This is a genomic window from Ruegeria sp. TM1040, from assembly GCF_000014065.1.
GTDB lineage: Bacteria > Pseudomonadota > Alphaproteobacteria > Rhodobacterales > Rhodobacteraceae > Epibacterium.
Window position 1 is genome coordinate 846,378 of the sequence record NC_008044.1, and the last position, 23,750, is coordinate 870,127.

At 59.0% G+C, this 23,750-nt stretch carries 32 protein-coding genes; 27 read left to right on the top strand and 5 right to left on the bottom strand.

The features are described 5' to 3' along the window. The first annotated feature begins 7 nt into the window (after window positions 1-7). The 18 genes from TM1040_RS08300 (at window position 8) to TM1040_RS08380 (ending at window position 11,627) form a co-directional block, all read left to right on the top strand. On the top strand, window positions 8-589 hold the full coding sequence (locus TM1040_RS08300; protein WP_011538143.1) for a hypothetical protein: 582 nt from the start codon (window positions 8-10) through the stop codon (window positions 587-589). Between the two features lie 583 nt (window positions 590-1,172). Beyond that, on the top strand, window positions 1,173-1,307 hold the full coding sequence (locus tag TM1040_RS20550) for a hypothetical protein (RefSeq protein WP_256378214.1): 135 nt from the start codon (window positions 1,173-1,175) through the stop codon (window positions 1,305-1,307). A 102-nt stretch (window positions 1,308-1,409) separates the two neighbouring features. Beyond that, window positions 1,410-1,988 carry a terminase small subunit gene (locus TM1040_RS19730; RefSeq protein WP_011538145.1) on the top strand — a complete coding sequence of 193 codons (579 nt, stop codon included), beginning with the start codon at window positions 1,410-1,412 and terminating at the stop codon, window positions 1,986-1,988. Next, a complete protein-coding gene (locus TM1040_RS08310) occupies window positions 1,957-3,216 on the top strand; it encodes a terminase large subunit domain-containing protein (RefSeq protein WP_254658861.1) in 1,260 nt (419 codons plus the stop codon). Before TM1040_RS19730 ends, TM1040_RS08310 begins: the two co-directional genes overlap by 32 nt. Continuing rightward, window positions 3,213-4,592: a DUF4055 domain-containing protein gene (locus tag TM1040_RS08315; protein ID WP_011538147.1), complete on the top strand. Its 1,380-nt coding sequence runs from the start codon at window positions 3,213-3,215 to the stop codon at window positions 4,590-4,592. Before TM1040_RS08310 ends, TM1040_RS08315 begins: the two co-directional genes overlap by 4 nt. Continuing rightward, complete coding sequence (locus TM1040_RS08320) at window positions 4,579-5,628, top strand: minor capsid protein (protein WP_011538148.1); 1,050 nt, start codon at window positions 4,579-4,581, stop codon at window positions 5,626-5,628. The genes TM1040_RS08315 and TM1040_RS08320 overlap by 14 nt, the downstream gene beginning before the upstream one ends. A gap of 229 nt (window positions 5,629-5,857) precedes the next feature. Next, on the top strand, window positions 5,858-6,541 hold the full coding sequence (locus TM1040_RS08325; RefSeq protein WP_011538149.1) for a hypothetical protein: 684 nt from the start codon (window positions 5,858-5,860) through the stop codon (window positions 6,539-6,541). A gap of 12 nt (window positions 6,542-6,553) precedes the next feature. Beyond that, window positions 6,554-7,522, top strand: a complete 969-nt coding sequence (locus TM1040_RS08330; RefSeq protein ID WP_011538150.1) for a major capsid protein — start codon at window positions 6,554-6,556, stop codon at window positions 7,520-7,522. A gap of 63 nt (window positions 7,523-7,585) precedes the next feature. After that, window positions 7,586-7,837 (top strand): hypothetical protein, encoded by a 252-nt coding sequence (locus TM1040_RS08335; RefSeq protein WP_011538151.1) that lies wholly within the window; start codon window positions 7,586-7,588, stop codon window positions 7,835-7,837. Between the two features lies 1 nt (window position 7,838). Continuing rightward, entirely contained in the window at window positions 7,839-8,306 is a 468-nt protein-coding gene (locus TM1040_RS08340; protein WP_011538152.1) for a DnaT-like ssDNA-binding protein, read from the top strand. Then, the gene (locus TM1040_RS08345; protein WP_011538153.1) at window positions 8,303-8,752 is read left to right on the top strand and encodes a hypothetical protein; all 450 of its coding nucleotides are present in this window, start codon (window positions 8,303-8,305) and stop codon (window positions 8,750-8,752) included. Before TM1040_RS08340 ends, TM1040_RS08345 begins: the two co-directional genes overlap by 4 nt. Further along, a complete protein-coding gene (locus TM1040_RS08350) occupies window positions 8,749-9,123 on the top strand; it encodes a hypothetical protein (protein WP_011538154.1) in 375 nt (124 codons plus the stop codon). Before TM1040_RS08345 ends, TM1040_RS08350 begins: the two co-directional genes overlap by 4 nt. Further along, window positions 9,123-9,524, top strand: coding sequence for a hypothetical protein (locus TM1040_RS08355; RefSeq protein WP_011538155.1), 402 nt, complete (start codon window positions 9,123-9,125; stop codon window positions 9,522-9,524). Before TM1040_RS08350 ends, TM1040_RS08355 begins: the two co-directional genes overlap by 1 nt. After that, window positions 9,521-9,919 carry a DUF4128 domain-containing protein gene (locus TM1040_RS08360; RefSeq protein WP_011538156.1) on the top strand — a complete coding sequence of 133 codons (399 nt, stop codon included), beginning with the start codon at window positions 9,521-9,523 and terminating at the stop codon, window positions 9,917-9,919. The genes TM1040_RS08355 and TM1040_RS08360 overlap by 4 nt, the downstream gene beginning before the upstream one ends. Then, on the top strand, window positions 9,916-10,107 hold the full coding sequence (locus TM1040_RS08365; protein ID WP_044026695.1) for a hypothetical protein: 192 nt from the start codon (window positions 9,916-9,918) through the stop codon (window positions 10,105-10,107). The genes TM1040_RS08360 and TM1040_RS08365 overlap by 4 nt, the downstream gene beginning before the upstream one ends. Before the next feature lie 87 nt (window positions 10,108-10,194). After that, complete coding sequence (locus tag TM1040_RS08370) at window positions 10,195-10,683, top strand: hypothetical protein (protein ID WP_011538157.1); 489 nt, start codon at window positions 10,195-10,197, stop codon at window positions 10,681-10,683. Between the two features lie 102 nt (window positions 10,684-10,785). Further along, window positions 10,786-11,256, top strand: a complete 471-nt coding sequence (locus TM1040_RS08375; RefSeq protein WP_011538158.1) for a hypothetical protein — start codon at window positions 10,786-10,788, stop codon at window positions 11,254-11,256. Between the two features lie 125 nt (window positions 11,257-11,381). Further along, window positions 11,382-11,627: a hypothetical protein gene (locus TM1040_RS08380; protein WP_011538159.1), complete on the top strand. Its 246-nt coding sequence runs from the start codon at window positions 11,382-11,384 to the stop codon at window positions 11,625-11,627. On the opposite strand, the gene TM1040_RS08385 is transcribed toward TM1040_RS08380, so the two are convergent. From TM1040_RS08385 to TM1040_RS08400, 4 genes are all read right to left on the bottom strand, one after another. Further along, window positions 11,624-11,995 carry a helix-turn-helix domain-containing protein gene (locus tag TM1040_RS08385; RefSeq protein WP_011538160.1) on the bottom strand — a complete coding sequence of 124 codons (372 nt, stop codon included), beginning with the start codon at window positions 11,993-11,995 and terminating at the stop codon, window positions 11,624-11,626. The two genes, TM1040_RS08380 and TM1040_RS08385, sit on opposite strands and share 4 nt — an antisense overlap. Window positions 11,996-12,008: 13 nt before the next feature. Further along, entirely contained in the window at window positions 12,009-12,311 is a 303-nt protein-coding gene (locus TM1040_RS08390) for a type II toxin-antitoxin system HigB family toxin (RefSeq protein ID WP_011538161.1), read from the bottom strand. A gap of 109 nt (window positions 12,312-12,420) precedes the next feature. Beyond that, entirely contained in the window at window positions 12,421-12,747 is a 327-nt protein-coding gene (locus TM1040_RS08395) for a hypothetical protein (protein ID WP_011538162.1), read from the bottom strand. Beyond that, the gene (locus tag TM1040_RS08400) at window positions 12,744-13,145 is read right to left on the bottom strand and encodes a hypothetical protein (protein WP_044026697.1); all 402 of its coding nucleotides are present in this window, start codon (window positions 13,143-13,145) and stop codon (window positions 12,744-12,746) included. Before TM1040_RS08400 ends, TM1040_RS08395 begins: the two co-directional genes overlap by 4 nt. Window positions 13,146-13,203: 58 nt before the next feature. Between TM1040_RS08400 and TM1040_RS08405 the strand changes: the two genes are divergently transcribed. From TM1040_RS08405 to TM1040_RS08445, 9 genes are all read left to right on the top strand, one after another. Continuing rightward, a complete protein-coding gene (locus tag TM1040_RS08405) occupies window positions 13,204-17,559 on the top strand; it encodes a tape measure protein (protein ID WP_011538164.1) in 4,356 nt (1,451 codons plus the stop codon). Beyond that, window positions 17,559-18,503 (top strand): hypothetical protein, encoded by a 945-nt coding sequence (locus tag TM1040_RS08410; RefSeq protein ID WP_011538165.1) that lies wholly within the window; start codon window positions 17,559-17,561, stop codon window positions 18,501-18,503. Before TM1040_RS08405 ends, TM1040_RS08410 begins: the two co-directional genes overlap by 1 nt. Beyond that, window positions 18,500-20,017 carry a hypothetical protein gene (locus TM1040_RS08415; protein ID WP_011538166.1) on the top strand — a complete coding sequence of 506 codons (1,518 nt, stop codon included), beginning with the start codon at window positions 18,500-18,502 and terminating at the stop codon, window positions 20,015-20,017. Before TM1040_RS08410 ends, TM1040_RS08415 begins: the two co-directional genes overlap by 4 nt. 125 nt (window positions 20,018-20,142) lie before the next feature. Continuing rightward, on the top strand, window positions 20,143-20,559 hold the full coding sequence (locus TM1040_RS19735) for a hypothetical protein (protein WP_166485535.1): 417 nt from the start codon (window positions 20,143-20,145) through the stop codon (window positions 20,557-20,559). After that, the gene (locus TM1040_RS08425) at window positions 20,531-20,884 is read left to right on the top strand and encodes a DUF1353 domain-containing protein (protein ID WP_011538168.1); all 354 of its coding nucleotides are present in this window, start codon (window positions 20,531-20,533) and stop codon (window positions 20,882-20,884) included. The genes TM1040_RS19735 and TM1040_RS08425 overlap by 29 nt, the downstream gene beginning before the upstream one ends. Window positions 20,885-20,890: 6 nt before the next feature. Further along, the gene (locus TM1040_RS08430; RefSeq protein ID WP_011538169.1) at window positions 20,891-21,187 is read left to right on the top strand and encodes a hypothetical protein; all 297 of its coding nucleotides are present in this window, start codon (window positions 20,891-20,893) and stop codon (window positions 21,185-21,187) included. Further along, entirely contained in the window at window positions 21,184-21,618 is a 435-nt protein-coding gene (locus TM1040_RS08435) for a hypothetical protein (RefSeq protein ID WP_011538170.1), read from the top strand. Before TM1040_RS08430 ends, TM1040_RS08435 begins: the two co-directional genes overlap by 4 nt. Window position 21,619: 1 nt before the next feature. After that, the gene (locus TM1040_RS08440) at window positions 21,620-22,429 is read left to right on the top strand and encodes a glycoside hydrolase family 108 protein (protein WP_011538171.1); all 810 of its coding nucleotides are present in this window, start codon (window positions 21,620-21,622) and stop codon (window positions 22,427-22,429) included. Then, the gene (locus TM1040_RS08445; protein WP_011538172.1) at window positions 22,426-22,824 is read left to right on the top strand and encodes a hypothetical protein; all 399 of its coding nucleotides are present in this window, start codon (window positions 22,426-22,428) and stop codon (window positions 22,822-22,824) included. The genes TM1040_RS08440 and TM1040_RS08445 overlap by 4 nt, the downstream gene beginning before the upstream one ends. Window positions 22,825-22,995: 171 nt before the next feature. Here the strand turns inward: TM1040_RS08445 and TM1040_RS08450 are convergent, their stop codons facing one another. Then, window positions 22,996-23,610, bottom strand: a complete 615-nt coding sequence (locus tag TM1040_RS08450) for a response regulator transcription factor (RefSeq protein ID WP_011538173.1) — start codon at window positions 23,608-23,610, stop codon at window positions 22,996-22,998. Between the last annotated feature and the right edge of the window lie 140 nt (window positions 23,611-23,750).

Here is a 23,750-nt window from a genome sequence, read left to right on the forward strand (position 1 = left end):
AGGCAAAATGACGAACACATACGCCATCAATACCACGCGCGGGAAAGAGTTCGCTGTTCGTGATGACCTCAAGGCGATGGGCGTCAACCCGTGGGTGCCGGTGCGACTCGGTAGCCGATACGTGAAGGAAAAGCGCTCTGCAGTATGGTATGACGCAGCGTATGTGCCGAAGCTCATGTTCGCCGTCATTCCGGCGATCATCTGGCGTGATGTGCTGGAGCACAAGCACGTTATCGGCAAACCTGTGGCGCTGTCTCGCCTCGACATCGAGGGAATCCCGGGGCATGTGAAGAAGTCCACCGGTGCGGTAGTGCCTCCAGTTCCGGGTCTGAACGACTTCCGCCGCGCCGTGGAGGCCGAATATGCAGATGCTGAGCGTGCTCGCGCCAACAGTGAATACCAATGCCAGTTCAAGCCCGGGCAGGCCCTTGAGCTTCTTTGCCCGCCTTGGGAAGGTTTCTCCGCGACATTTGCCAAGGTTATCAAGCACGCGCACGACGATTACGCCAAGCTGCGGGTCGAACTTGAGATATTTGGAAGGGTGACACCACTCGATGTGGACCCTGATCGAGTTAAGGGTGTGGCGTAATGATCGCGGCGTTGAACAGAACATGGGCGGCGCCGTTTGTCGTCATGAACGCGTGTTGGTTCTTGCAATCCGAATTCGCCCTGGGGATGTCGTGCGGCGCCATGGCTGCATGGATATGGTCAGCTTTCGTAATTGGTGAGAACTCAACCTCTTGATGCATCTTCTAGATGTGGTATGTTGGGAGTGTAGCTGGATCCCCGGATTTCGGATCTGGGCAGCGGCATAGGGATGCGGTGCGCCGGGATGGCAATAAATCGCTTCCAAAGTGCTACGCATTTCACGAATGATATCCGTTTTCTGGCCGGTGCTGACGTATGAAACACCAACCCGTGCGGTTGGGTTATGCCACCCGGAAGGGCGCTTGGACAGCACCGCCCTGAGCGCGGCGGCAAAAGACCGGGCTTTATAGCCGCAGATGATCCCGGCCCGCGCTCAAAAAATACCCTCACACCATTCCTCCCCAGTATCACCCGCCACTGGTCAAAGCCCTGCATGCGCTAGAGCGTCAACAGCAAGGTGTAGAGGGGTCATGGTATGAACCTGCTGAATGCAGGGCGGCGGGAACTTGAACTGGAGCACGGACATGGAACGTAAGTACCTTGATGCCCTCGCGCGTTTTGCAGTCAAGGAGCCGAATGGCTGGCAAGATGACCCGCGCCCGATGCGGATCGCAAAGCTGGATGACGCTGTTCGCAAGGCCAAAAGCGCACAAAAGTGAACATCGCCCACCGGCAGGATACCGGAAAGGGCGCGGCTCATTTGTCTATATCGAATCTTTCGGGCGGGATGCCCGACATCCACAACAGACGGGAAGTCACACATGGCGCTCACTGCAAAGCAGGAGCGTTTCGTTGCGGAATACCTCATTGACCTGAACGCCACTCAGGCGGCCATCAGGGCGGGTTACAGCGCTAAGACCGCGTATTCGGTCGGGCATGAGAACCTGAAAAAACCTGAAATCGCCAAAGCGATCCAAGAGGCCAATTCGAAGCGTTCAGAACGGACAGAAATCACGCAAGACCGGGTGCTGCAGGAGTTTGCTCGGATCGGCTTTGCGGACATTCGCAAGGCTGTGGCGTGGGGCAGCACCCCTGCCGACCTTTTGGAGGGTGATGAGGGCGGCGATGAAGGAACGCCTGCCAGCGTTTACCCTGTGGATCTGGTCCGAAGCTCTGAAGTGGACGATGACACAGCGGCAGCGATCGCCGAGGTTTCGCTTACCAAGGGCGGCGTGAAGCTCAAGATGCACGACAAGCTGTCAGCACTGGAGAAGCTAGCCCGACACCTGGGCATGTTGAACGGATCTGGGGCCGGTGACGATGATGCGCCCAGCCTTACGATCAACATCAACTCCAAAGAGCCCGTTGGTGACGTGCGTGTCACACGATCTGACGGTTAGCGCGCCGCAGGGTGTTTTCCTAAGCGGCCTCAACACCAAGTTTCGCGCCTACGTTGGCGGGTTCGGGTCTGGCAAGACCTATGTGGGGTGCCTCGACCTCGGCTTGTTTGCAGGGCAGCACCCCAAGACGGTTCAGGGATATTTCGCCCCGACGTATCGGGACATTCGAGACACCTTCTGGCCAACCGTAGACGAGGCCGCGCATTCGCTGGGGTTCACGACCAAGGTCAAGAGCGCCGACAAGGAGGTCGAGTTCTACCGGGGCCGCAGCTACTACGGCACCACCATTTGCCGATCGATGGATGATCCGGGCGGCATTGTGGGCTTCAAGATCGCTCGCGCCCTGGTCGATGAGATCGACATTCTCAGCAAGGACAAGGCGCAAGCCGCCTGGCGTAAGATCATCGCCCGGATGCGCCTGGTTCTCCCCGGCGTGGTCAACGGCATCGGCGTCACCACCACCCCCGAGGGGTTCCGGTTCGTCTATGACAGCTTCAAGCGGGAGCCAAAGAGCAACTATTCGATGGTGCAGGCCAGCACCTACGAGAACGAGGCGTTCCTGCCGCCAGACTACATTTCAACCCTGCTGGAGGACTACCCCGAGGAGCTGATTAAGGCCTACCTCATGGGGGAGTTCGTCAACCTCACGAGCGGCACCGTCTATCGCAGTTATGACCGGTTGCGGCATCGATCAACACAGAGCATCCAGCCGCGGGAGCCGCTGCACATTGGGCAGGACTTCAATGTTGGCAACATGGCCTCGGTGGTTTTCGTCCAGCGCGGCGAAGATTGGCACGCGGTCGATGAGCTGCAGGGGCTGCAGGACACGCCGCATCTGATCGAGGTTCTATGCGACCGATACGAGGGGCACCACCTCACGATCTACCCCGACGCCAGCGGTAGCAGCCGCAAGACTGTCAATGCCAGCACGTCGGATATTGAGCTTCTGCGGAAAGCGGGTCACGCGATCCGGGCGCCTAGCACCAACCCGGCGGTGAAAGACCGGATCCTCGCAGTGAATACGGCCTTCGAGAATGGCCGCCTCTTTGTGAACGCTCTCCGCTGCAAAGCCTACGCCGAAGCGCTTGAACAGCAGGCATATGACAAGAACGGCGAGCCGGACAAATCCGCCGGTCTCGACCACCACCCAGACGCGGGCGGCTATTTCGTCCACCAGAAAATGCCGGTCGTGAAACCGACCTTCACCCGGCAGGAGCTTCGCCTTTGACCCAATCCGTCGCACAACGCACCCCCGCAGCCGAGGCGCTGGTCAAGAGCGCCGCTCTGGGCCGAATCCTGATGGGTGGCACCAAGGCCATGCGTGGAGCGGGTCAAAAGCACCTGCCGAAGTTTCCAGCAGAGAGCCACGAGGCATACGAGGCCCGCCTCGCGTCGTCGTTCCTGTTCAACGGCTTCAAAAAGACCGTGCGCGATATGACCGGCCGGGTATTCACCAAGTCGGTTGAGATCGAGAGCGACACGCTCAAAGAGGAAGAGCAGAACATCGACATGCAGGGCCGCGACCTTTCGGCCTTTGCGCGTGACGTGTTTGAGGCAGGCTTGAGCGGCTGCGGACTGTCTTTCATCATGGTTGATGCCCCGCCGCGCCAGGGTGACGTGACCAAGGCACAGGCTCAAGCGTCAAACCTTCGGCCCTATCTCGTGCATGTGAAGGTAGAGGAAGTGCTGGGCTGGAAAACTGCCACCGAGGGCAGCCGCACGTTTCTGAGCCAATGGCGCATGATGGAAACGCTGGAGCTTGATGACCCGGAGGACGAGTTCTCCGTAGCGTCCATGAAGCAAGTGCGCGTGCTGACGTTGGTAGAGGGCCGGGTGAACGTCCGCCTCTACCGCGAGGCCGACAAGGGCGCAAACTGGGAGCTACACGCAGAGTTCGACACTCAGGCCACCGAGATCACCGTTGTGCCGTTCTACGCCAACCGCACAGGCTTCTTCGCCGCCGAGCCTCCTCTAGAGGATCTTGCAGACAAGAACGTCGAGCATTGGCAGAGCGCCAGCGATCAGCGCAACATCTTGCATTTCGCCCGGGTGCCGATCCTCTTCGCATCTGGTCGAGACGATGAAAGTCCGCTGACCTTCAGCGCGAGTGCGGCGACGACAGCGCGCGACCCGAACGCCAAGCTGGAATGGGTCGAGCATTCTGGCGCAGCAATCGGGGCAGGGCGTGACGACCTCAAAGATCTGGAATTTCAGATGCAGGTACTCGGCTTGCAACTTTTGGTGGCCGGTACGGAAACGGCGACGGGGGCCTCTCTTGACGCGGCAAAGGAGACAGCGCCGCTCGCAATGATGGCCGACAACCTCAAGGACAGCCTCGAACAGGCGCTGCGCTGGTTTACGATGTACCAGGGCAGCGAGAACGCTGTGACGGTTAAGGTCAACAAGGACTTCGGCGTCTCGATGCTGACCGCGCAGGAACTGACGGTGATGCTGACCGCTGTGAATACCGGCAACATGCCCCGCCGGGTGTTCGTTGAGGAAATGAAGCGCCGCGGCTTCATCGCCGAGGACACCGATACGGACGCATATCTGGGCGATCTGGACGACGAAACGCCGCCGGGGCTCACCGATGGCGGTGAATGACGACCTCGCGGACGAACTGATCCGTCATCAGGTCTATCTACAGCGCTTCGGAAACGCTACGGCCCGCAAGGTTCTGGCGCTGCTCAAGCGGTCTGACTCGCGGCTAATTGAGCGTCTACTGCGCGACGACCTGTCTGGGCTTTCACGGACCCGGCAAGAAGCGCTCCTGCGGGAGCTGCGCAGGATAATCGATAGCGCGTTTGAGGATGCCACAGGGGCGCTACAAATCGACCTCAACGGCCTCGCGGTCTACGAAGGGGAATATCAGCTCGAAATGTTCCGACGGGTGCTGCCGGTAAAGTTCGAGATGGTCGGGCCTGCTGCTGATCAGATCTTGGCTGCTGTGAACAGCCGGCCATTTCAAGGTAAGTTGCTGAAAGAGGTCTATTCGGAGCTAAGCGCTAGTTCGTTCCGCAAGGTCCGTGACACCATCCGGGCCGGGTTCGTTGAGGGGCGCACCACAGATGAGATCGTGCGCGATCTGCGCGGCACCAAGGCGCAGGGTTTCAAGGACGGCGTGCTGGACACCAACCGCCGGGCGACGGAAACGGTAGTAAGGACAGCGGTTAACCATACCGCCAACACGGCGCGTGAATACACATATGAGCGCAACGCCGACCTCGTGAAGGGGGTGCGCTGGAACAGCACGCTCGACGGCCGCACTTCGGCGGTCTGCAGGGCGCGGGATGGCAAGGTTTACGATCCGGGCAATGGGCCAAGACCGCCGGCACATTTCAATTGTCGCTCCAGCACATCGCCGGTTCTCGCGTCTTGGCGCGATCTGGGCTTTGACATTGACGAACTACCGCCATCCACCCGCGCGAGCATGAACGGGCAGGTTCCGGCGGATCAGGACTATGATACATGGCTGAGAAAACAGCCTCGGGCTTTTCAGGTCGAGGTTCTCGGTGAAACTAAAGCAAAACTGTTCCGGGCTGGTCTTAAGATGGATCGCTTCATTGACAGGAAAGGCCAAGAGCTTACCCTGACAGAACTGAAACGCCGGGAGCGCGACCTTTGGGAAAAAGCCACCTAAGACTGGTGACAGACAAGCCGCAGAAGCCCAAACGGGCCTATGCGGGCGAGCCCATTGAGTGCCCTACATGCCAAAGCCGGGATCTGATTGAGACATTTTCGCCGCGCCTCAAAGGCGGGCGGATTGTGAAGGGCAAGGCCACGGGCTTTGCCTGCGTCTATTGCCAGAAGCGAGTCTGGCCTTAACAGCGGGCGGGATGCTCGCGCCAACCTAGCGGGAAGCTAATCACATGAAAATCGAACTGACCGACCTCTCGGGGCTTCCCGAGGGGCTGAAATCCGTTGTCGAGTCCGAGGGCGACAAGCACACGCTGGACCTGTCTAAGCTGATGCCCTCCGAGGATTTGACGGGCCTGAAGTCGGCCCTCCAGAAAGAGCGTGAGAACGCCCGCGCCTGGGAGAAGTTTGGCAAGCCCGATGAGCTGGAAGCCAAGCTGTCCGAGCTGGAAAAGAAGGCGCAAGGCACCGGCAAGGCCGCCGAGGACGCGCAGGCCAAGCTGGACGCACTCAAGGCCGAGTATGACGGCAAGCTGTCAGACAAAGACAAGCGCATCGAAATCATGATGAAGGCCAACGCCTCGGAATCTCTCAAGGCGGAGCTGGCGAAGGCGGGCTTCATCCCCGAAGCAATTGACGACATTGCGGCCACAGCACTTGGCCGCCTGGAGTTCGGCGACGACGGCACCCCGAAGGTGCTTACCGCTGACGGCAAGCCCATGATCGGCAACGGCGCGGACCACGGCGCCACCCTGTCCGACCTGGCGAAAGAACTGGCCGACGCGAAACCCTATGCGGTGCGCGACGGAGGAAAAGGCGGCGGCGGGAAGCAGCCGGGATCGCAGAGCGGGACGCCTGCACACAGCAACCCCATCTTGGCGCAGGTTCCGGGTTTGGCCGACCTGCCTGAAAAATAAAGGAGAACAGCAATGTCGCTGTCCAATATGCAGGTATTCAACGACTACATCATGCCTGCGACCATCAAGTCGCTCGATCAGATGATCGACAAATTCAACGCAGGGTCCGCTGGCGCAATCGTGCTGTCCTCCGAGGGCATGACCGGCGACTTCATGCGCGAGAGCTTCTTTGCCTCGCTGGCCGCCGCGCAGCGCCGAGTTAACCGCAAGGGAGCCAACGGCGCTGCCTCGGCAACTGACCTGTCCGAGCTGACCGGCTCCAAGGTGAAGATCGCAGGCGGCTTTGGCCCGGTGCGCTATGAGCCGTCGCAGATGACTTGGCTCCAGCGTCCGACCCAGCAGGGCGTTCTGGCCGCGTCCACTGCTTTCGCTGAGCTGCTCCTGCAAGACCAGCTCAACACCGCGATTGCCGCGCTTGTGGCCGCGCTGTCGAACAATGCCGCTGTGACCAACGATGTGTCCGGTTCTGCAGGCATGACCTATGGCGCGATCAACTCGGCGCACGCCAAATTCGGCGATGCTTCCGGCCAGATCGTGGCAAACGTGATGACCGGCACCGTTGCGCACAAACTGATCGGTGACAACTTGACCAACGGCCAGCGCCTGTTCACCGCGGGCAACGTCAACGTGATCGACATTCTCGGCAAAGCCGTGATCGTCACCGACGCGCCGGCACTTTACGAGGCAGGCACCCCGAACAAGTCGAAAGTGCTGGGCCTTGTGCCGGGCGCCGCGACCGTTGGCAACACCTCGGACATCATTACCAACGTCGAAACCACCAATGGCAAAGAGCGGATCGAAACCACCTTCCAGGCGGACTACTCCTTCTCGCTGGGCCTCAAGGGCTACGGCTGGGACGAGGCCAATGGCGGCGCTTCTCCAACCGACGCAGAGATCGCCACCGGCACCAATTGGGACAAGGTGGCCGAGTTCGACAAGATGACCGCAGGCGTAATCGCCGTGGCCGACGCTGACCAATAAAGGCGGCTTTTTGAGGGGCTGGGAAATCCGGCCCCTTTTTCAAGCCACCAAGGAGAACAACCCATGAAAATCGCATACGAAAAGCATCCGGTTTCGAAGGAGCGCAAAGCAGAGTTGCGCGGCAAGGGCTTCAAGATCATCGACGCTCGCTTCGACCCTGATCGCAAAGATGAGGATGTTTCCACCAAGAATATCGCTGAAATGGAGCGCGATGATGTGATTGCGCTGCTCAAAAAGAACGGCGTCGATGATCCGAAAGGCAAGATTGCTGACCTACGCAACCGCCTGACCGCAATCCTGTTCCCGGAAGCCTGACATGACCTTGACCGTCGAGGATGGCAACGGCCTTGCTGCGGCTGACAGCTACGTCACGCTGGCCGCATATCAGGCATATGGTGCGGCCCGCGGCTGGACGCTGGGCGCTGATGACGTTGCAGACGAGGTGAGCCTGCGCCGCGCCTTCGACGGTATCAATAGGCTGTGGTCCTACCTGGGCGAGGCTGAAACCGACGACCAGGCCGGAGCATTCCCGCGCACACTTTGGACCGGTGTTCCCCAGCGAGTGAAGGATGCGCAGTGCGAACTGGCATATCTGGTGCAAGGTGGACTGGACCCGTTCGCAACCATCGACAGCAGCAGCACAGGCGAGACGCTCAAGGTTGGCCCGATCACCATCGGTGGCCACAGCCTGCCTACAGGACGCCCGCGCATCGTGGCCGTTGAGGGGCTGCTTCGTCCTTATCTCGGCGCCGGGCCGGGGCAGGCGCGGATGGTGCGCGGATGAGCGTCATAGATAACTTCCCCCGGCCAGTGCAGGGCGACGTTTTCCGCATGCTTTGCGGCGAGATGTTGGGCAGCGGCGCGGCGCGCGAAGTATTTGAGTGTGCGTATGACCCGAGCCTGGTTGTGAAGATCGAGAATGCCGCTGGGTCATTCCAGAACATTGCCGAGTGGCAGATGTGGTGGGACGCTCAGCATATACCGCATGCGGCTGAGTGGCTGGCCCCATGCGTCAGCATCTCGCCATGCGGGATCGTTCTAATCCAGAAGCGAACAACGCCCGCGAAGCGCTACCCGGAGAAGCTGCCCGCATGGCTGACCGACACAAAGCGCACGAATTACGGAATGATCGGCAAGCGCTTTGTCTGCCACGACTATGGCGTGCATCTCATGTGCAATTCCGGCCTTTCAAAGCGGAAGCGAAAAGTTGAGTGGTGGGACGCAGCATGACCACGATCCGCAGCAAAGTAACCGAAGCTTTCGACAAGATCGCGGCACGGCAGCCCGATGCCATCCAAACGGGCGCTATCCGGCGCGTGGAGACAACGGGCGGTAGCCCTAGCAACCCGGATGGCGGGACCACAACCACTACCGATTACCCGGCACGCATGGCCGTTTTTGAGATCGGCGCGGACAGGATAGACGGGACCAATATCCTAGCAGGGGATCTGCAGGTGATTGTGGAGCCGATCGGCATCGAGGTTACCGCCGACGACAAGGTGATCTGCGACCGGGGTACGCTCACAATCACCAAGCTGGGCCGCATCGCCTCCGGAGGTGAGACTGCGCTTTATGACATGATCTGTCGAGGAAGCCGCTGATGGGCTTTGCGGAGGACATTGAGGCATTTGCCTCCAAGACAGAACGCAAGATGGATTTAGCCGTGCGCAAGATCGCCTTGGAGCTGTTCAGCCGTGTGATCCTTCAAACGCCGGTGGACAAGGGTAGGGCGCGCGCGAACTGGCAGGTTGCGATCGGCACCGCCCCAGACGGCACGCTGGAGCTTGAGGACAAGAGCGGAACCGCAACGATCAGCGCCGCAACCGCCACTGCGGCAGGACTGCGCGCGGGCGACGTGATCTATCTGGTCAACAACCTCCCGTACATTCTGCGGCTTGAGGACGGCTATTCCGGCCAAGCCCCGGCGGGGATGGTTGGTCTGGCTGTGCAGGAGTTCCAGCGCATCGCGGAGCAGGTTGGATTTGAACTGGTGCAGATATGAGCAACCCCGAGAGCGACATTCACGCGGCCCTCATGGCCCAGGCGGAGACAATCACTGGCTATGCCATGCTGTGGCCGCAAAAGGGCGGAGACCAGCCCATAGGCGAGCATATCCGGGTTTCCCATGTGCCCAATGACAACGCGCCGGCCGATCTGTCCAGCGACGTGATGGAGCGGCAGGGGTTCCTCTATCTCACGCTTGTTTCTGACCTCGGCCAATACGAGGCTGTCACCAAGCGCAAGGCAGGCGAGATTGCAGCCTATTTCAAGCGCGGCCAGCGCCTGACCAGCAACGGCACCACCGTGAAAATCACCGGCCACACCGTGCGACCGGGGCGGCAAGAGGGCGGCCGCTGGGAAACGCCCATTCGCATCAGCTATTGGAGCATGGCATGACAACCAAGAAAGCACCCACCAGAAAGCCCGTAGCGAAGAGGGCTCCGGCCAAGCCGCAGCGTGCAGAGCTGGTGAACATGGATAAGCGGAACGGCCCGATCGGACAGATCGCACGCCCGTTTGAGAAAGACGTCGCTGCATGGCTCGGGAAGGGCTGGCAGCGCACATCGGCGGGGAACGCCGAGTAACCCACCGCCCGAGGGTCTAACCGGGCATTCCCCACAATCTGAATAGAGAGCCCCGTAAGCGGGTTCTTTTCGCATGGAGAACTGACGATGACTCAGAACCATATCGGCGATACCATCTACGTCGCCAAAGCATATCCGGCCACTAATGACGCGGCTGGCTTCGAGGCCCTGGTTTGGGTGCAGGCAAAAGGCAATGTGACCCTGCCGCAGCTTGGCGTTTCCCACAGCATGATTGACATTCCGGATCTTGCCACGGGGTTTACTGATGCGGTGAAAGGCGCGGGGCAGGGCGTCGATACGACTATGACTTTCCGCGACGTGGACGGCGATACCGGGCAGGCGGACGTGATCGCACAGGCAGACGACAACGACGGCATTCTCTGCGTGAAAATTGTCTCCGGCACTGGCGCGGATACCGGCGATGGGCCGGCCCCGGTCGCAGGTGATGTCGTGAAGTACGCGCAGGGTATCGCTCACAGCCACCAACCCAACCAAGGCGACAGTTCTTCCTACAAGGGCTTCCAGGTCGGTTTCCGCCAGAAGAAGCCCACTGTTGTAGCCACCCAGCCCATCTAATCCCGGCCGGGATAGGGGCGGGAAGCGTTCGTGGTCGCGCCCGCCCCACACCATGCAACCACGACACCACCCAAACAGTCATATAACCACGGAGATTTACCCATGGATTTCGCTCGGATCGACCCACGCCGCGATGCTGAAAAAGGCGCCACCTATCACGTTGACTATGACGGCGAGCGCCTGTTTCACGATAAAAAACCCATCGAGATTGATTTTCTCGGCCTGCAGAGTGCGACCGGAAAACGCGCGGCTGCAAAGATGGTCAAGGATCTGGATCGCAAGACAGGGCGCAAGCGTGATGCCTCGAAGATGAGTGTTGACGAAATGCTGGCCGCCTCAAACGAGAGCGAGGAAGCCCGCGCCCGCTTTTATGCGAACCTGACCACCGGCTGGCGCAATGTCGCTTACCTTGATGATGCAGACATCGACAACCCGGATGCCGAGCCCACGTTGCTTGAATACAGCAAGGAGAACGCCTTCAAGCTGTTCTCGACACGCCCTTGGATCATGGAAGGGATCGACCGTTTTTTGGGCGACAAGACGAACTTCACGCGGAGCGTCGGCAAGGACTGATCCTCTCGGCTCAGCAGCTGGGGTTTCTCCACAGCGCGGTCGAGATCAGGAAGGCAGATGGCACGGTTGAGCGGACGGAGCCACAGCGGATCCAAGTTTATATCGACGCCGATGAGCCTCCTCCAATGCCAGACCTATCTGACTACCAAGAAATGCTTTGGCGGGCCTTCCTGGAGGTTGGCCCGACATTGCCAGGTGCAATGGGCGAGGTGCCGCTCTCATGGGCTGAGGTTGACGCCTACGCTCGGCACAGCCCGGAGCTCACAGAGCCTTGGGAGGTTCAGCTTCTGGTTCACATGAGCCAGCAATACCTGGCCGAGAAGGTGAAGGGCGCTGACGTGTTCACAGTCCCGCCAATTGAGCGGGTCTAGGCGGCTTCCAGATGATAGGGGCGAACCAAGCATTCCGCAGGAATATGCCACTCGCTGCTGAGCTTGTGGATCATGTCAACGGTCAAGGCGCGCTTGCGGTTGAGGACTTCGGACGCGCGGGGGCGCGACCCTAGCAGCGCTGCCAGATCTGCCTGGGTGCGCCCCGTCGCTTCCATGTGCGCCTTCAGAAGGTCGATGGGCGCCAGTTCTGGAAAAGGGAACTGCCGTTCCTCATAGTGCTCAACCAAGTCAACGAGGATATCGAGTTCGTCACCGGCTTCTGTGCCAGGTTCTGCACCCCAAAGTTCTTCGATGCGAGAAAGGGCAGCAGCGTGATCAGCGTCTGCCCGAATTGGGCGAATAGTCATTGGCATGTTCCTTTCAGTGCTTTGAAACGGTAAGGGCGTCGATGCGGTCGTATTCGGCATGGGTGCCGATGAACTTGATGAACACGATCTTGCGGCGAAAATCGAATGCTGCGATCAGTCGGTAATCTCCGCCGCCGATTTCGAACCTGACACGCTCAGCGTTCAAAACCTTGGACTTGGAAAATGAAGCCAGAACCTCTTGTGGGGTGTTCCATTCGGCTGCTTTGGTGATGCGGAACCAGTGCTCCAACGGCGCGCGGGTTTCCGGGTGGTTCGCTGCAAAATCCGTGATGGTGTTTCTGGCGATGATCCGCATTTCGCAACCGTTTGTTCCCGTATCGGGAATGTAGCGCTGGAGTGGCCTTCAGTCAAGCGGTTTGTTCCCAAAATGGGAAGTCAATCGGCTCGGCCTCAAGGGGCCGGGCTTACTGAGCGCGCTCCATGAGCTTTGGGATGCGTTCAATGCAGTTTTTTAGTTTCGGGCTTTCCCAGTGAAGCGCGGATACACCATCCCAATTGCTCTTGGCGTTGTCGCACCAGCGTTGGACGTACAGACAAACATCAAGCGCCTCGGAAAATCTCTTCTCTTTCGATAGGAGAATGGCGGCACGGTGAAAGGCAAAGGGAAGAATCATGTCTTCTTCCATCATGCTCCGGCAGAGCGACAGCTGATAATCAGTGTCGTGCTTCCTTTCTTCCATTTGGTCAATCTGCAGGGTGGATAGTGATGCGACATTGCCCCGATCCATCATGTGTCTACCGTGGTGTTGGGCTGGTAGCGAACTTTGACACCCGTGGCGACAGAAAAGACCGCTTCCAAGGTGGTGTCCCAGAAAGACAAATCAACCGGATCTGACATCAGGCATCTGATTATAGCCCTGCGAGCGGCTTCAAAGGCTTGCTTGGACGCTGTTTGAGTGATCGCAGTGCTGGAAACAATCTTGATGGTGTTCAGATCCACCAGTCCATCTTGTCCCACATGGAATTCCACGGTTGTCGTGGCTCTGGCCGCGTCGTCGCTCAGCGCCTCGTCGTTCCAGCAGAGTGAAACATCGCTACCAAGTTCATCTAGTTTGGGCGCGCCTAGCGCGTTCGATGGGGCAAAACCAATAGCACCCACGGTAGCTACCGCAATTAGAATTTTCCGCATCCAATAATCTCCTGCCCGCGCCGCATCCGCGACGAGGGTCAAACTCAGTGAGGCCTAAATGACCGACTTTGCACGTCTCGGCATTGCTGTCGATAGCCAACCAGTGGTTCGCGCCCGCGATGAGCTGGGCCGGTTTGTGCGCGCGGGTAGGACTGCTTCGGAGGCGGCAGACCGTCTTGAGCACTCCACCGGCCGTGCGCGCGATGAGTTCGGACGCTTCGTCAAGGGCGGCAACGCAGCCGCTGGCGCTGCCACAGGCCTCTCGGCTGCTTTACGGAAAACCGTAATCCAGATGGGGGCCGTTGTCGGGATCGCGCAGAGTGCTCGCGCAGTTGGCGGCGCAGCTGAGAGCTACACAAAGATGACCAACAGCCTTCGAGCAATGGGCATTGAGGCAGGACAGGCTGCTGGTGTGTTGCAGTCAATTGCAGATGTTGCCAACCGGACCCGCGCGCCGTTGGATGCAACAGCCCAGCTGTATCAGAGGATCAGCATTGCCGGTAGAGACCTCGGTGCGTCACAAGCAGAGGTACTGCGTTTCACGGAGAATGTCGGACTTGCTCTTGCGCAGACAGGCACGTCTTCGCAGGAAGCATCCGGTGCACTGCTCCAACTCTCTCAAGCCATGGCTGGAGGAACGGTTCGCGCGGAGGAATTCAACAGCATTCTGGAAGGCGCGTTCCCGATCGCACAGGCGGCGGCCAATGCCATTGACGGCGCAGCCGGTTCGGTAGGAAAGCTGCGCCAGATGGTCGTTGAAGGTGAGATTTCCAGCCGGGAATTCTTCGAAGCGATCCTTAGCCAGACTGACGCACTCGAAGCGGCCTTCGAGCAGACAGTTCCGACAATCTCGCAAGCGTTTGGCGTCTTGGGGAACAATTTCACCATGTTCATCGGACAGATGGATGCTGCGACGGGCGCATCCGGTGTTGTCGCAGAGGCCATCCTTATGGTGGCCGATAACCTGAACACTGTTGCTGGCATTGCTGTTTCTGCAGGAGTAGCAGTGGCGACCGCTTATGCTCCCGCCATCTGGGGGGCGGTCAAAGCTACAGGCGCTTGGGTGGCATCGCTGGTCACACTTCGGGGGGCCTTGCTCGCGACCGGTGTCGGTGCGCTCGTGGTGGGAGCTGGCGTGCTGATTGGAAAATTCCTCGACCTTGTGCGGGCGACAGGAGGCTGGGGCAACGCGCTCGAGATTCTAGGCGATGTGGCTTCCGGCGTCTGGGATGGCATCAAGACCAGCGCGAGCGCTATTGTTCCGGCGCTTGGGGCGCTATGGGCTGACATGCACGCCCGCTTTGTCCGCGTGCTGCAAGACATGTCTCTAGCTTGGGGAAACTTCCTCTGGAGCTTGGGCGCCCGCCTAGATGGTGTGCCGTTCTTCGAGAGCGTGGCGCAGGGGCTAAAGAACGCCTCCGACAGCGCGATTGACAGCATGATCGAGCTTGATGCGAAGGCGAGCGGCCTCGAGGGAACTGCGATCCGGCTTCGAAAAGAGGCGTCAGGCCTTGTGTCTGAGGGCTTCGATAAAGCGGCGGAGGCGGCAGGCAAGCTGCGCGCTCAGCTCGAGGGCACTGCGGGCGCCACCGACACGGGCGCGGACGCGGCCGGCGAGTTGAACGACGCACTTCGCGAGCTCGAAAAGGGTGGCGCGAAGGCAGGGAGGGGGCTCGAACGAGTCAAGTCCGAGGCCGAGGCCTTTGCTGAGGCTATGGAAGACGCAGCCTTTACCACCGAAGACTTCGGGAAGGATAAGGCCGGAATACTCATCGGCGGTATCGACGGGATTTCCGGCGCCTGGGGTGATTTCGTCTCGCGCGGCTTTTCCGACTTCAAGGGCTTTGTCAAAAACGTCCTGAGCAGCTTCGCGGGCATGCTATCGCAGATGATTGCTATGTCGGCGAGAAACCGCATCATGATCGGTCTTGGATTTGGTGGTGTTTCAGGCGGGGTTGCTCAGGCCGCAGCCGAGGGCGGTAGTGGCCTGCTTGGCAACGTCCTCGGTTTGGGCAGTGGTGGTGCATTTAGCGGTGCAGTGAGTGGAATTTCCTCGGGCCTTGGCGGCGTGCTTTCAGGTGGTGGCCTTGGGTCCAGTTTTGCGAACCTTGGTGGTCTGGTGACCGGTTCTGTGGGCGGCTGGGGCGCAGTGGGCGCGGCGCTGCCCGCTCTGGGCGCTGTCGCCGCAGCGGTGAGCTTCTTCACCACCAAAACCAAGCACCTGGATAACGGCCTTCGCGTGACCGCCGATAATATGGGCACCTTGGTTGAAGAGTTCGACAAGGTGCAGAAGTCCCGCTTCTGGGGGCTCTCCAAAAAGGTCAGCCTCACCTTTGAGGAGGCCGATGAGGCTACGGCTGCGCCCATCCGCAAGTCCATTGAAGACATCACCACCTCAATTGGCGCTGCCGGTGCGCGGCTTGGTCTCACTGCTGATAATTTCTCAAGCTGGTCCACGCAGATCCAGGTAAGCCTCAAGGGGCTGGATGAGGCGGCGCGGAATGCTGAGATCCAGCGCATCTTCGATACCGTCGCCGATCAGTTCTCCTACGCGGCGTTGGGGTCGTTCAATGAGGCCATGGGTGGCAGGCTGATCCGCGAAGGCGAGGACGCCGCGGCCACGCTGGATGCGCTTGTGTCCTCGATCACCTCGGCCAATCAGGCCATGGATCTGCTAAATGGGGCGATGTTTGAGACTTCGGTCTACGGCGCAGATATGGCGCGGCAACTGATCGATGCAGCGGGTGGCCTTGATACCTTCAATGCTTCTGTGAACAGCTACTTCACCAGCTTCTATAGCCAAGAAGAGCAGCTGGCGTCGCGCACAGGCTTGTTGGCAGATCAATTCGAGGCCTTGAATGTCGCCATGCCGGCCACCAAAGAGGCCTTCCGCGATCTGGTCGAGGCGCAGGATCTCAGCACAGAAGAGGGCAGGGCGCTATATGCTGGTTTGCTTAATCTGTCCGGTGAGTTCGCCAATCTGAGCCAGCTTTCGGAAGAGCTGTACGGCTCTGCTTCGCTTGCTGCCAGCGGCATCTCTGCGCTGGTGCGCTCCTTCTCCAGTGACGTCTTGGGGGCGGAGGATGAACTCGCTGATGCGCAGGCCACAGCACTGGTCGAGTACAACAACGTGATGCGGATCATGGATCTGCAGATCCGATCGGCACAAAGCGCGCGTGACTCGATCAAAGGCATCTTCGATATCCTCTCGGACGGGCTGGACGCCCGCACACCGCTTGAGCTTGAGGCGCAGCGCCTGCAGCGCGAACGGCTGAAGGCGGAGCTTTCTGCCGGGATCGATGACCCACAGCGGCTGAGAGAGGTCGTGCAGGGCTTGAACGCGCCCGCAGAGCAGTTCTTCAGCACATACGCGGACTTCGCCTATGATTACGCCAGAACAAGCGCCCTCATGGATGAGCAGAAGGGCATCGCAGAGGAACAGCTTACAGAGGCAGAGCAGCAACTCCGGGCACTGGAAAACCAGAAGCGGGCGGTCGAGGAACTCTATGGGCCACTGCTCGGGATCGACCAGAACACCGACAACCTGGAAGAGGCCATGGAGCGCTTGGAGACTGCCATGCTTGGCGTCGAGGCGGCCATGCTGCGTGTTGAGGACTCGATGTATGCGCTTGCTCAGGCCCTGCTTTCTGCAGTCTCGGGCATAGGGGGTACGGGCGGACTGATGGGGATGGGCCGGGACGCCTTCGACCAGTTCAGCTTTGACCGCACCAATGGCATTCTGAGTGACCAAGGCGCGGGCGTTCTTGACGGCGTTGCCGCGCAAATCAACGGCCTTTACCAAGACGTCTTTGGCCGAAATGTAGATGTGGCTGGCTTGGACTTCTACGGCGACCTTCTGCAATCCGGACAGGTCAAGGCGGGCCGCATCCAGTACGATCTGATGACCTCGGGCGAGGCCCAGACGGGGGTGACACCGGGCTTTGGCAACATCGGCTCTGCAGCGCAGCCTGTTGATCCGGTTGAGGCACTGTATGGCTCGATGCTGGGCCGTGCGGCAGATCCAGCGGGTGTCGAATTCTGGAAGTCTACGGGCCTGCAGGGCGAGGCGTTGATAAGCGCCTTCCGAGATGGGGCGCTGGCCGCTGGAGACACTCCCAGCTTTGATGGTGGTGGTTACACCGGCAGCGGGCCGCGTGTTGGCGGCCTTGATGGAAAGGGCGGCTTCCTCGCAATGCTGCATCCTCGTGAGACAGTTATCGATCACACGCGCGCCAACCGTTCGGGCGGCCAAGCCGAGGTGGATAGCAGCGCAGTGGTTCAGGAATTGCGCAAAATCGGTGATCGGCTGGCAGTTCTGGAGTCCCATGCGCGCGCAACGACTTACAACACAGGCAAGTCGATGCGGACGCACACCAAATGGGACAGAGATGGTGTGCCGAAGGAGCGGACTTAATGAGCCTGAGAATGATCGAGCCAGAGACGATTGACGACGCCGCATTTGTGTCCTCGACCGTTCCCGAAACTGACGCGCCCGTCTGGGATGTATCAACTGACTATCCGTTCTCTGATCCGGACAACCCAGAAGAGGTGATTGTCGAAGAGGGGCAGCATGCGATCTACCGCGCTGTCGCTCCCTCGGGGCCCAGCCATGGTGGCGCAGTCGATCCTGCCACCGACACGGGGAACACCAAATGGGTGAAAATCCGCTCTACCAACCGTTGGCGGGTCTTCGATGAGTATATCGGCGACCCGAGTGTCCAGGCAAATAGCGCGCAATGGGTGATAACCGCGCCCAACGTGATCGACAGTGTGGCTTTGTTCGGGCTCTACGCTCTGTCGGTGACGGTCCTTGTTCGCGACAGTGGTGGGGCCGAGGTCTACAATCAGACATACTCACTGCAGGATGAGAACAGTGTGGTTGATCTCTACACCTACCTCACCAGCCCGATTATCCTCAGTGACCGCTTGGTCATCACAGATATTCCGCCCTACGCGGGTGCAAAGGTGACTGTCACTGCGGAGGCATCCGGAGAGGACATAGAGGTCGGGCAGATCGTGATCGGCCGGAAAGAAGAGCTCGGCGTCACGATTGATGAGATCCCGCTGTCTATTCAGGACTTCTCCCGCAAAGAGCGCGACCCTGATTTTGGTCGGGTGTCGCTGTTGGAGAAGGACTTTGCGGACGAAATGCCCGTCGCATTTGTCTTCCCGACCTCGCGCGCTTCCTACCTGAAAAGCCGTCTGGCAAGCCGTCGTGCCAAACTGACGGTCTACAGCAGCGATGGGCCGTACAAGGCCAATGAGTTTTCCGTCTACGGATTTTATCAGTCCTTTCAGGTCGTTCCCCGCATCGGGATCGAGTCTGAGGGCATTCTCGAACTGGAGAGTATCACATGAGCGATCCGACGATCACACCGCCGCCAGATGCACCATCTCGTCAGCAGCCGTCTACCTTCTCCGCGCGGGGAGATGCGTTCTTTGCCTGGATGGTCACTTTTGCCGGTGAGGTAACAACTGTCATTTCGTGGGTCTCGGAAAAGGTCACCGAAATCGCGGGCAGCGTAGCCGCAGCGTCTGATAGTGCGGCTGCGGCGTCTACAAGCGCCTCGCAAGCCGCGCAGTCTGCTCTGACTGCGGCGGGGGCTGCCAACTATCAAGGCGACTATGACGCTGGGACGCTATACGCGGTTGGCGAAAGTGTTTCCTACACGGGTAGCGAATTTGTCAAAAAGACCACTGCGCCTGCTGGAACTACGCCGGTCGATGGTACCGATTGGCTTGAGGTCGGGAACGCCGCAGTTACAAGCAAAGCCTTGACTCTAACCGGGACGTCTCCCGCTTTGGATTTGTCAGTTGCTGATTTCTTCGACTTGACCCTCACTGGCGACACGACGTTGTCTTTTGTTAATGCACCAGTGGCGGGTACTGTCAAAAACTTCACCCTAAAACTGACAGGTGGTTCCGAGAACGCAGGTTTCGCTCTGGCATCAGCGACTTACGATAGTGTTTCTTTTTCGGTGGGCGCACAGGGAACTGAACCAAAATCTATAACCTTCAAGCCAGACGGCACAAAGATGTTCGTCAGTGACGGTAGCACCCCGGACTCCATATACCAGTATAGTCTGTCAACAGCTTGGGATTTGTCCACCGCCAGTTACGACAGCGCCTCATTCAATGTGACTTCGCAGGTGGGAGTAGTTGAAGGCGTAGAGTTTAGTTCAGACGGCACGAAAATGTTCGTCCTCGATTTCAACAGTGACAGGGTCTACCAATACACTCTGTCAACAGCTTGGGATTTATCCACCGCCAGTTACGACAGTGTTTCGTATCTTGTGCCGTCACCGGTGACACAACCTCAAGGCTTAGCGTTTAAGTCCGACGGCATGAAAATGTACGTGCAAGGCTACGGTCCGAGCGAGGGGATTTCTCAGTTCACGCTCTCTACTGCGTGGGACTTGTCTACGGCCAGTTACGACAGCGTCAATTTTGACTTCACTGCACCGTCTGTAGGTTTCGCTGTGAACATGTCCATCTCAAGCGACGGAACGAAGATATTTTTACAGAACTCCAGTTCTGTAATTCAGTACAACTTGTCGACAGCCTGGGACTTGTCTACGGCGACCTACTCTGGGGTTTCGTTTTCCGTGTCCGCTCAAGACACTGCGATGAAACACGCAGTTTTCAAACCAGATGGTACAAAAATGTACGTTGCTGGTGACACCAACAACACCCTATTCCAGTATTCCACTGACGTCGATGTTGAATTCACTTTGACATACCCGACGATACGGTGGCCGGGCGGTGTTGCTCCAACAGTTGCGTCAGATGGTGAAACGGACCTGATATACTTTACCACGCGCGATGGGGGCACCACGTTCTACGGCACGAAACGAGGAGACGCGTACTCATGACTTATGCTTTGGTGAGAGACGGAATTTTAACCCGCTATCCCTACTCCCTCGAAGACCTTCGTCGCGACAACCCTCGCTTGAGTCTGCCGCCCACTCTCCCCGGCTTCAAGCTGGCAGAGTACGGCATGTTCCCAGTCTTGATCGCAGAGCGACCCACTCTGGAAACTGATGAGGTAGCAGTTCTGTCGGAAATTCCTGAGCTTGTAGAAGGGCAGTGGGTTCTTGGCTGGACGGTGCGGGCAAAGACACCCGAAGAGGTCGCAGCCGAACGTGATGCAATGTCTGTTCCGCGCGGTCAGTTTGCTGTCGCTGCAGCCGGGGCAGGGCTCGTGACTGAGCAGGAGGCCTTGAATTGGGCAGGCGGGAACAGCCTTCCTGCTACCGTCAACGCAGTGATCGACGCCTTGCCCCAAGCTGAGCAACTGCCTGCGAGGGTCGAGGCCCTGACGGCGCTGAACGTGCAGCGCATGCACCCCCTTGTGCTGATGCTGCAAGCGTCTCTCGGCTTGACCGATGAGCAGACAGACGGGCTCTTCGTCTAACTGGTACATCCGCCGCGGGGACGGATACCTAACCACATCTGAAATCGCATGGGAGATCGGGGCCAAGGGCTCCGGTCTCTTTCTCTACGTGCCTCCGGGCTTTGCCTTTGACGTCTCGATTCCTCGCTGGGCCGGGTGGATCTTCGACCGGCACGATCCCCGCTATCTCAAAGCCGCCGCGCTGCATGATTACGCCCTCCACCGGCTCGGCTGGGGGCGGGTCAGCGCGGCTGCACCCTTTTCCGAAGCGCTGCGCGCCGCTGGCGTCTCGCGCATCCGCAGGCTGGCAATGGTTCTGGCCGTCACTATCCACAAATGGAGATGAGCAACCGTGAAAGACCTGCTGTTTGCGATTGAATTCTGGCTGGCTATGGCGGCGGCAATCCTGCTGAAGCTGCGCGCCTCGCCCCAAATCACCCTTTTCGGGGCTATCACCACCACCGCGTCAGCGATCTGCTGCGCTCTGGTGTTCACTGAGCCCCTTATGGATTGGCTGGAGCTTGATGGCGAGGTCTACACCTACGCAGTTTGCGCTCTGATCGCGCTGACCGGTGAGCATATCGCCCGACAGATCCTTTCCCTTGGCATTGAGGATGCCGTCCGACTTCTGCGGGGGAACAAGAAATGACGTGGGGCAAGTTTATCGTCGGGGCTTGGGGCGCCGTGCTTGCGCTGAGCCTTATGACCAGTGCGCTACCCGCGAGCTGGTGGTTTCAGGCTGGGGAGGTGCGCGTTGCCGACGCTTCATCCGGTGAGTGTCCGGAAATGCAGTTTGATCGCGAGATCAACCGGCCATTCAAGGCCGCCTGGACTGTTACCATCATGGGGCGCGCCTCCTATGGCTGGGCCACCTATCGCACCTTTCAGGGCGCCAATGACTATCGGCCGGAAAACCAGCTGCCGGACAAGCTCGACCTCTGTTGGTGGACGTGGGCGGATCCGCTCCTCCTGCCACCGGGGGAATACCGTGTGAACACTCTCTGGCGCATCCATCCGACGCAGGGCAGGGCACGCGAGATCAGGCGCACCAGCAATACATTCACGATCAGCGGAGGCTAGAATGCAGAAGAACTTCGACCGAAGCCTTGATTGGGTTCTGGCCCATGAAGGCGGTTATGTGAACCACCCCAAGGATCCGGGGGGAGCCACGAATATGGGTGTCACTCAGCGCACGTATGATGCCGATCTGCGGCGTCGTCAGCTCTCATCTCGCAGCGTGAAACTGATCACCATGGAAGAGGTGAAGGCGATCTATCGCAGCCAATACTGGGACAAGGTGGGTGGCGATGAGCTTCCCGGGGGCTTGGACTACTGCGTCTTTGACTTCGCGGTAAATAGCGGTGTTTCGCGCGCAGTGAAGTTCATGCAGCGCCAGCTCGGCGTCAAGGCTGATGGGATTGTCGGGGTGAACACCATGGAAGCCGTAGACCGCGCGGACGTCGAAGGGTTGATCCAGTCTATCTGTCAGGCTCGGTTCTCCTGGCTGAAGAAGCTGCGCCACTGGGGCACGTTTGGCCGCGGCTGGACACGCCGGGTGATGGGGGAAAGCCTCGGCGTTCAGGCGCGCGACACCGGCGTGATCGATCGCGCTGTCTACCTCCATCGTGAACTTGCCGTCATTCACGCGCCGTCCTATCGCGAGGATGGTTCGGGGGCCCGCGCCGAGGACGGTGAACGGAGCCTGTCTGCCACGGTCAAGGAGTTGATCACGTCTGGTAAGGGGTGGACCAATGGCGGCGCTTTGGGTGGCGGCGCAATCGCCCTCACACAGCTTCAAGGCCCTGTTGCCTACGCCTTGGCCGCTGTGCTTCTGATTGCTGCTGTGACCGCCGCTCTGTACTTCCTGCGATCGCAGGAGGCTGAGGCATGACCGGCTTGATCGCATTCCTCATGCGCATGGGTTTCGGTGGAATGGTGGACAAAGCCATCAGCCACTTGGAGCGCCGCGCAGAGCTTCAAAACGACCGCGAGAAGCTCAGGAGCCAAACGACTGTAGAGCTGGCCCGTGAGGCCGTGAAAGAAGCCCAGATCATGGCCGACTACAATCGCGCCAAGTTCGCCTTTCCGTGGTTCTGGCTGTTCGCTGCGCTCTTCCTCGTACCCTTGGCCGCATGGTGGAGCGCAGTCATTCTCGACAGCATCTTCGGCTTCACCTGGTCTGTCGCAGATCTGCCAACCCCGCAGATGCAGGAGTGGGCCGGGGATATGATCCGCTGGCTATTCTATGTCGGCACAGGTGTCGGAGCGATCAAGTCGCTTCGGTGAAGCTGGCATAACCTCAAAGACGAAAGCCCCGGTGACTGCCGGGGCTTTTTCGTTTCTTGATCCGCTCTTGATTGTGCGCTGATGCACTATTCGGATCATCATCGCTCACCAGATCACCGCGAAGCTGTGGTGTATCGGTTGTGACCAGTTGGCTCATCAAGTGGAGTTTAGCTAGAACAAACCGGCTGACTTCGCAGCCAAAGCTGCCTGTGTTCGGTTTTGGACTTCGAGCTTTCTGCATAACGTTCGAACATGGAACTTTATGGTCACTTCTTCCAGCTCCAGCTCACGAGCAATTTCTTTGTTGGTCTTGGCATTACACACGCCCTCCAATACTTGGATTTGCCGCGGGCTGAGACCATCCAAGAGGGGGTGAGTTGGTGCGACTGTACTCTCGCGTAGCAAGTCATGCGGGATAAAGATTTCGCCAGCGCACATAAACTTCACTGCGTTCAAAAGAGTAAGGCCACTGATAGTCTTGGGCACAAACCCGACTGCCCCAGCGTCAAGAACTTCCTTTGCAAGACCTGGTGAGCCACTACCAGAGAGAATAGCTACACCTTTCCCGCCATTTGCCACGAGAGCTCTCTTCAGGACCTCGATACTGTTCATACCCGGCATCTGGTAGTCTAGAATGACTAGATCGAACGATACGTCGGTCTGCATAGCATCGAATGCGGCGTGGGCATCACAGACCGCCTTGACATCGATTTCACCGTCAGCGGTGAGGTAAGCGGCAATCGCTTCACGCACCATATCATGGTCATCGGCCAGTAGCACACGCATCAGTTGCCCCCAAAAGTACCTCAACAGAGCGCTCAGAGTACTGATCGAGGATTAATGGCCGATGAACGATTAGTCATTCAAACTCTCGAGCTTTTTGGCTTGTTGATCCGCTCTTGATCGTGCGCTGATTTAGGAGTCGT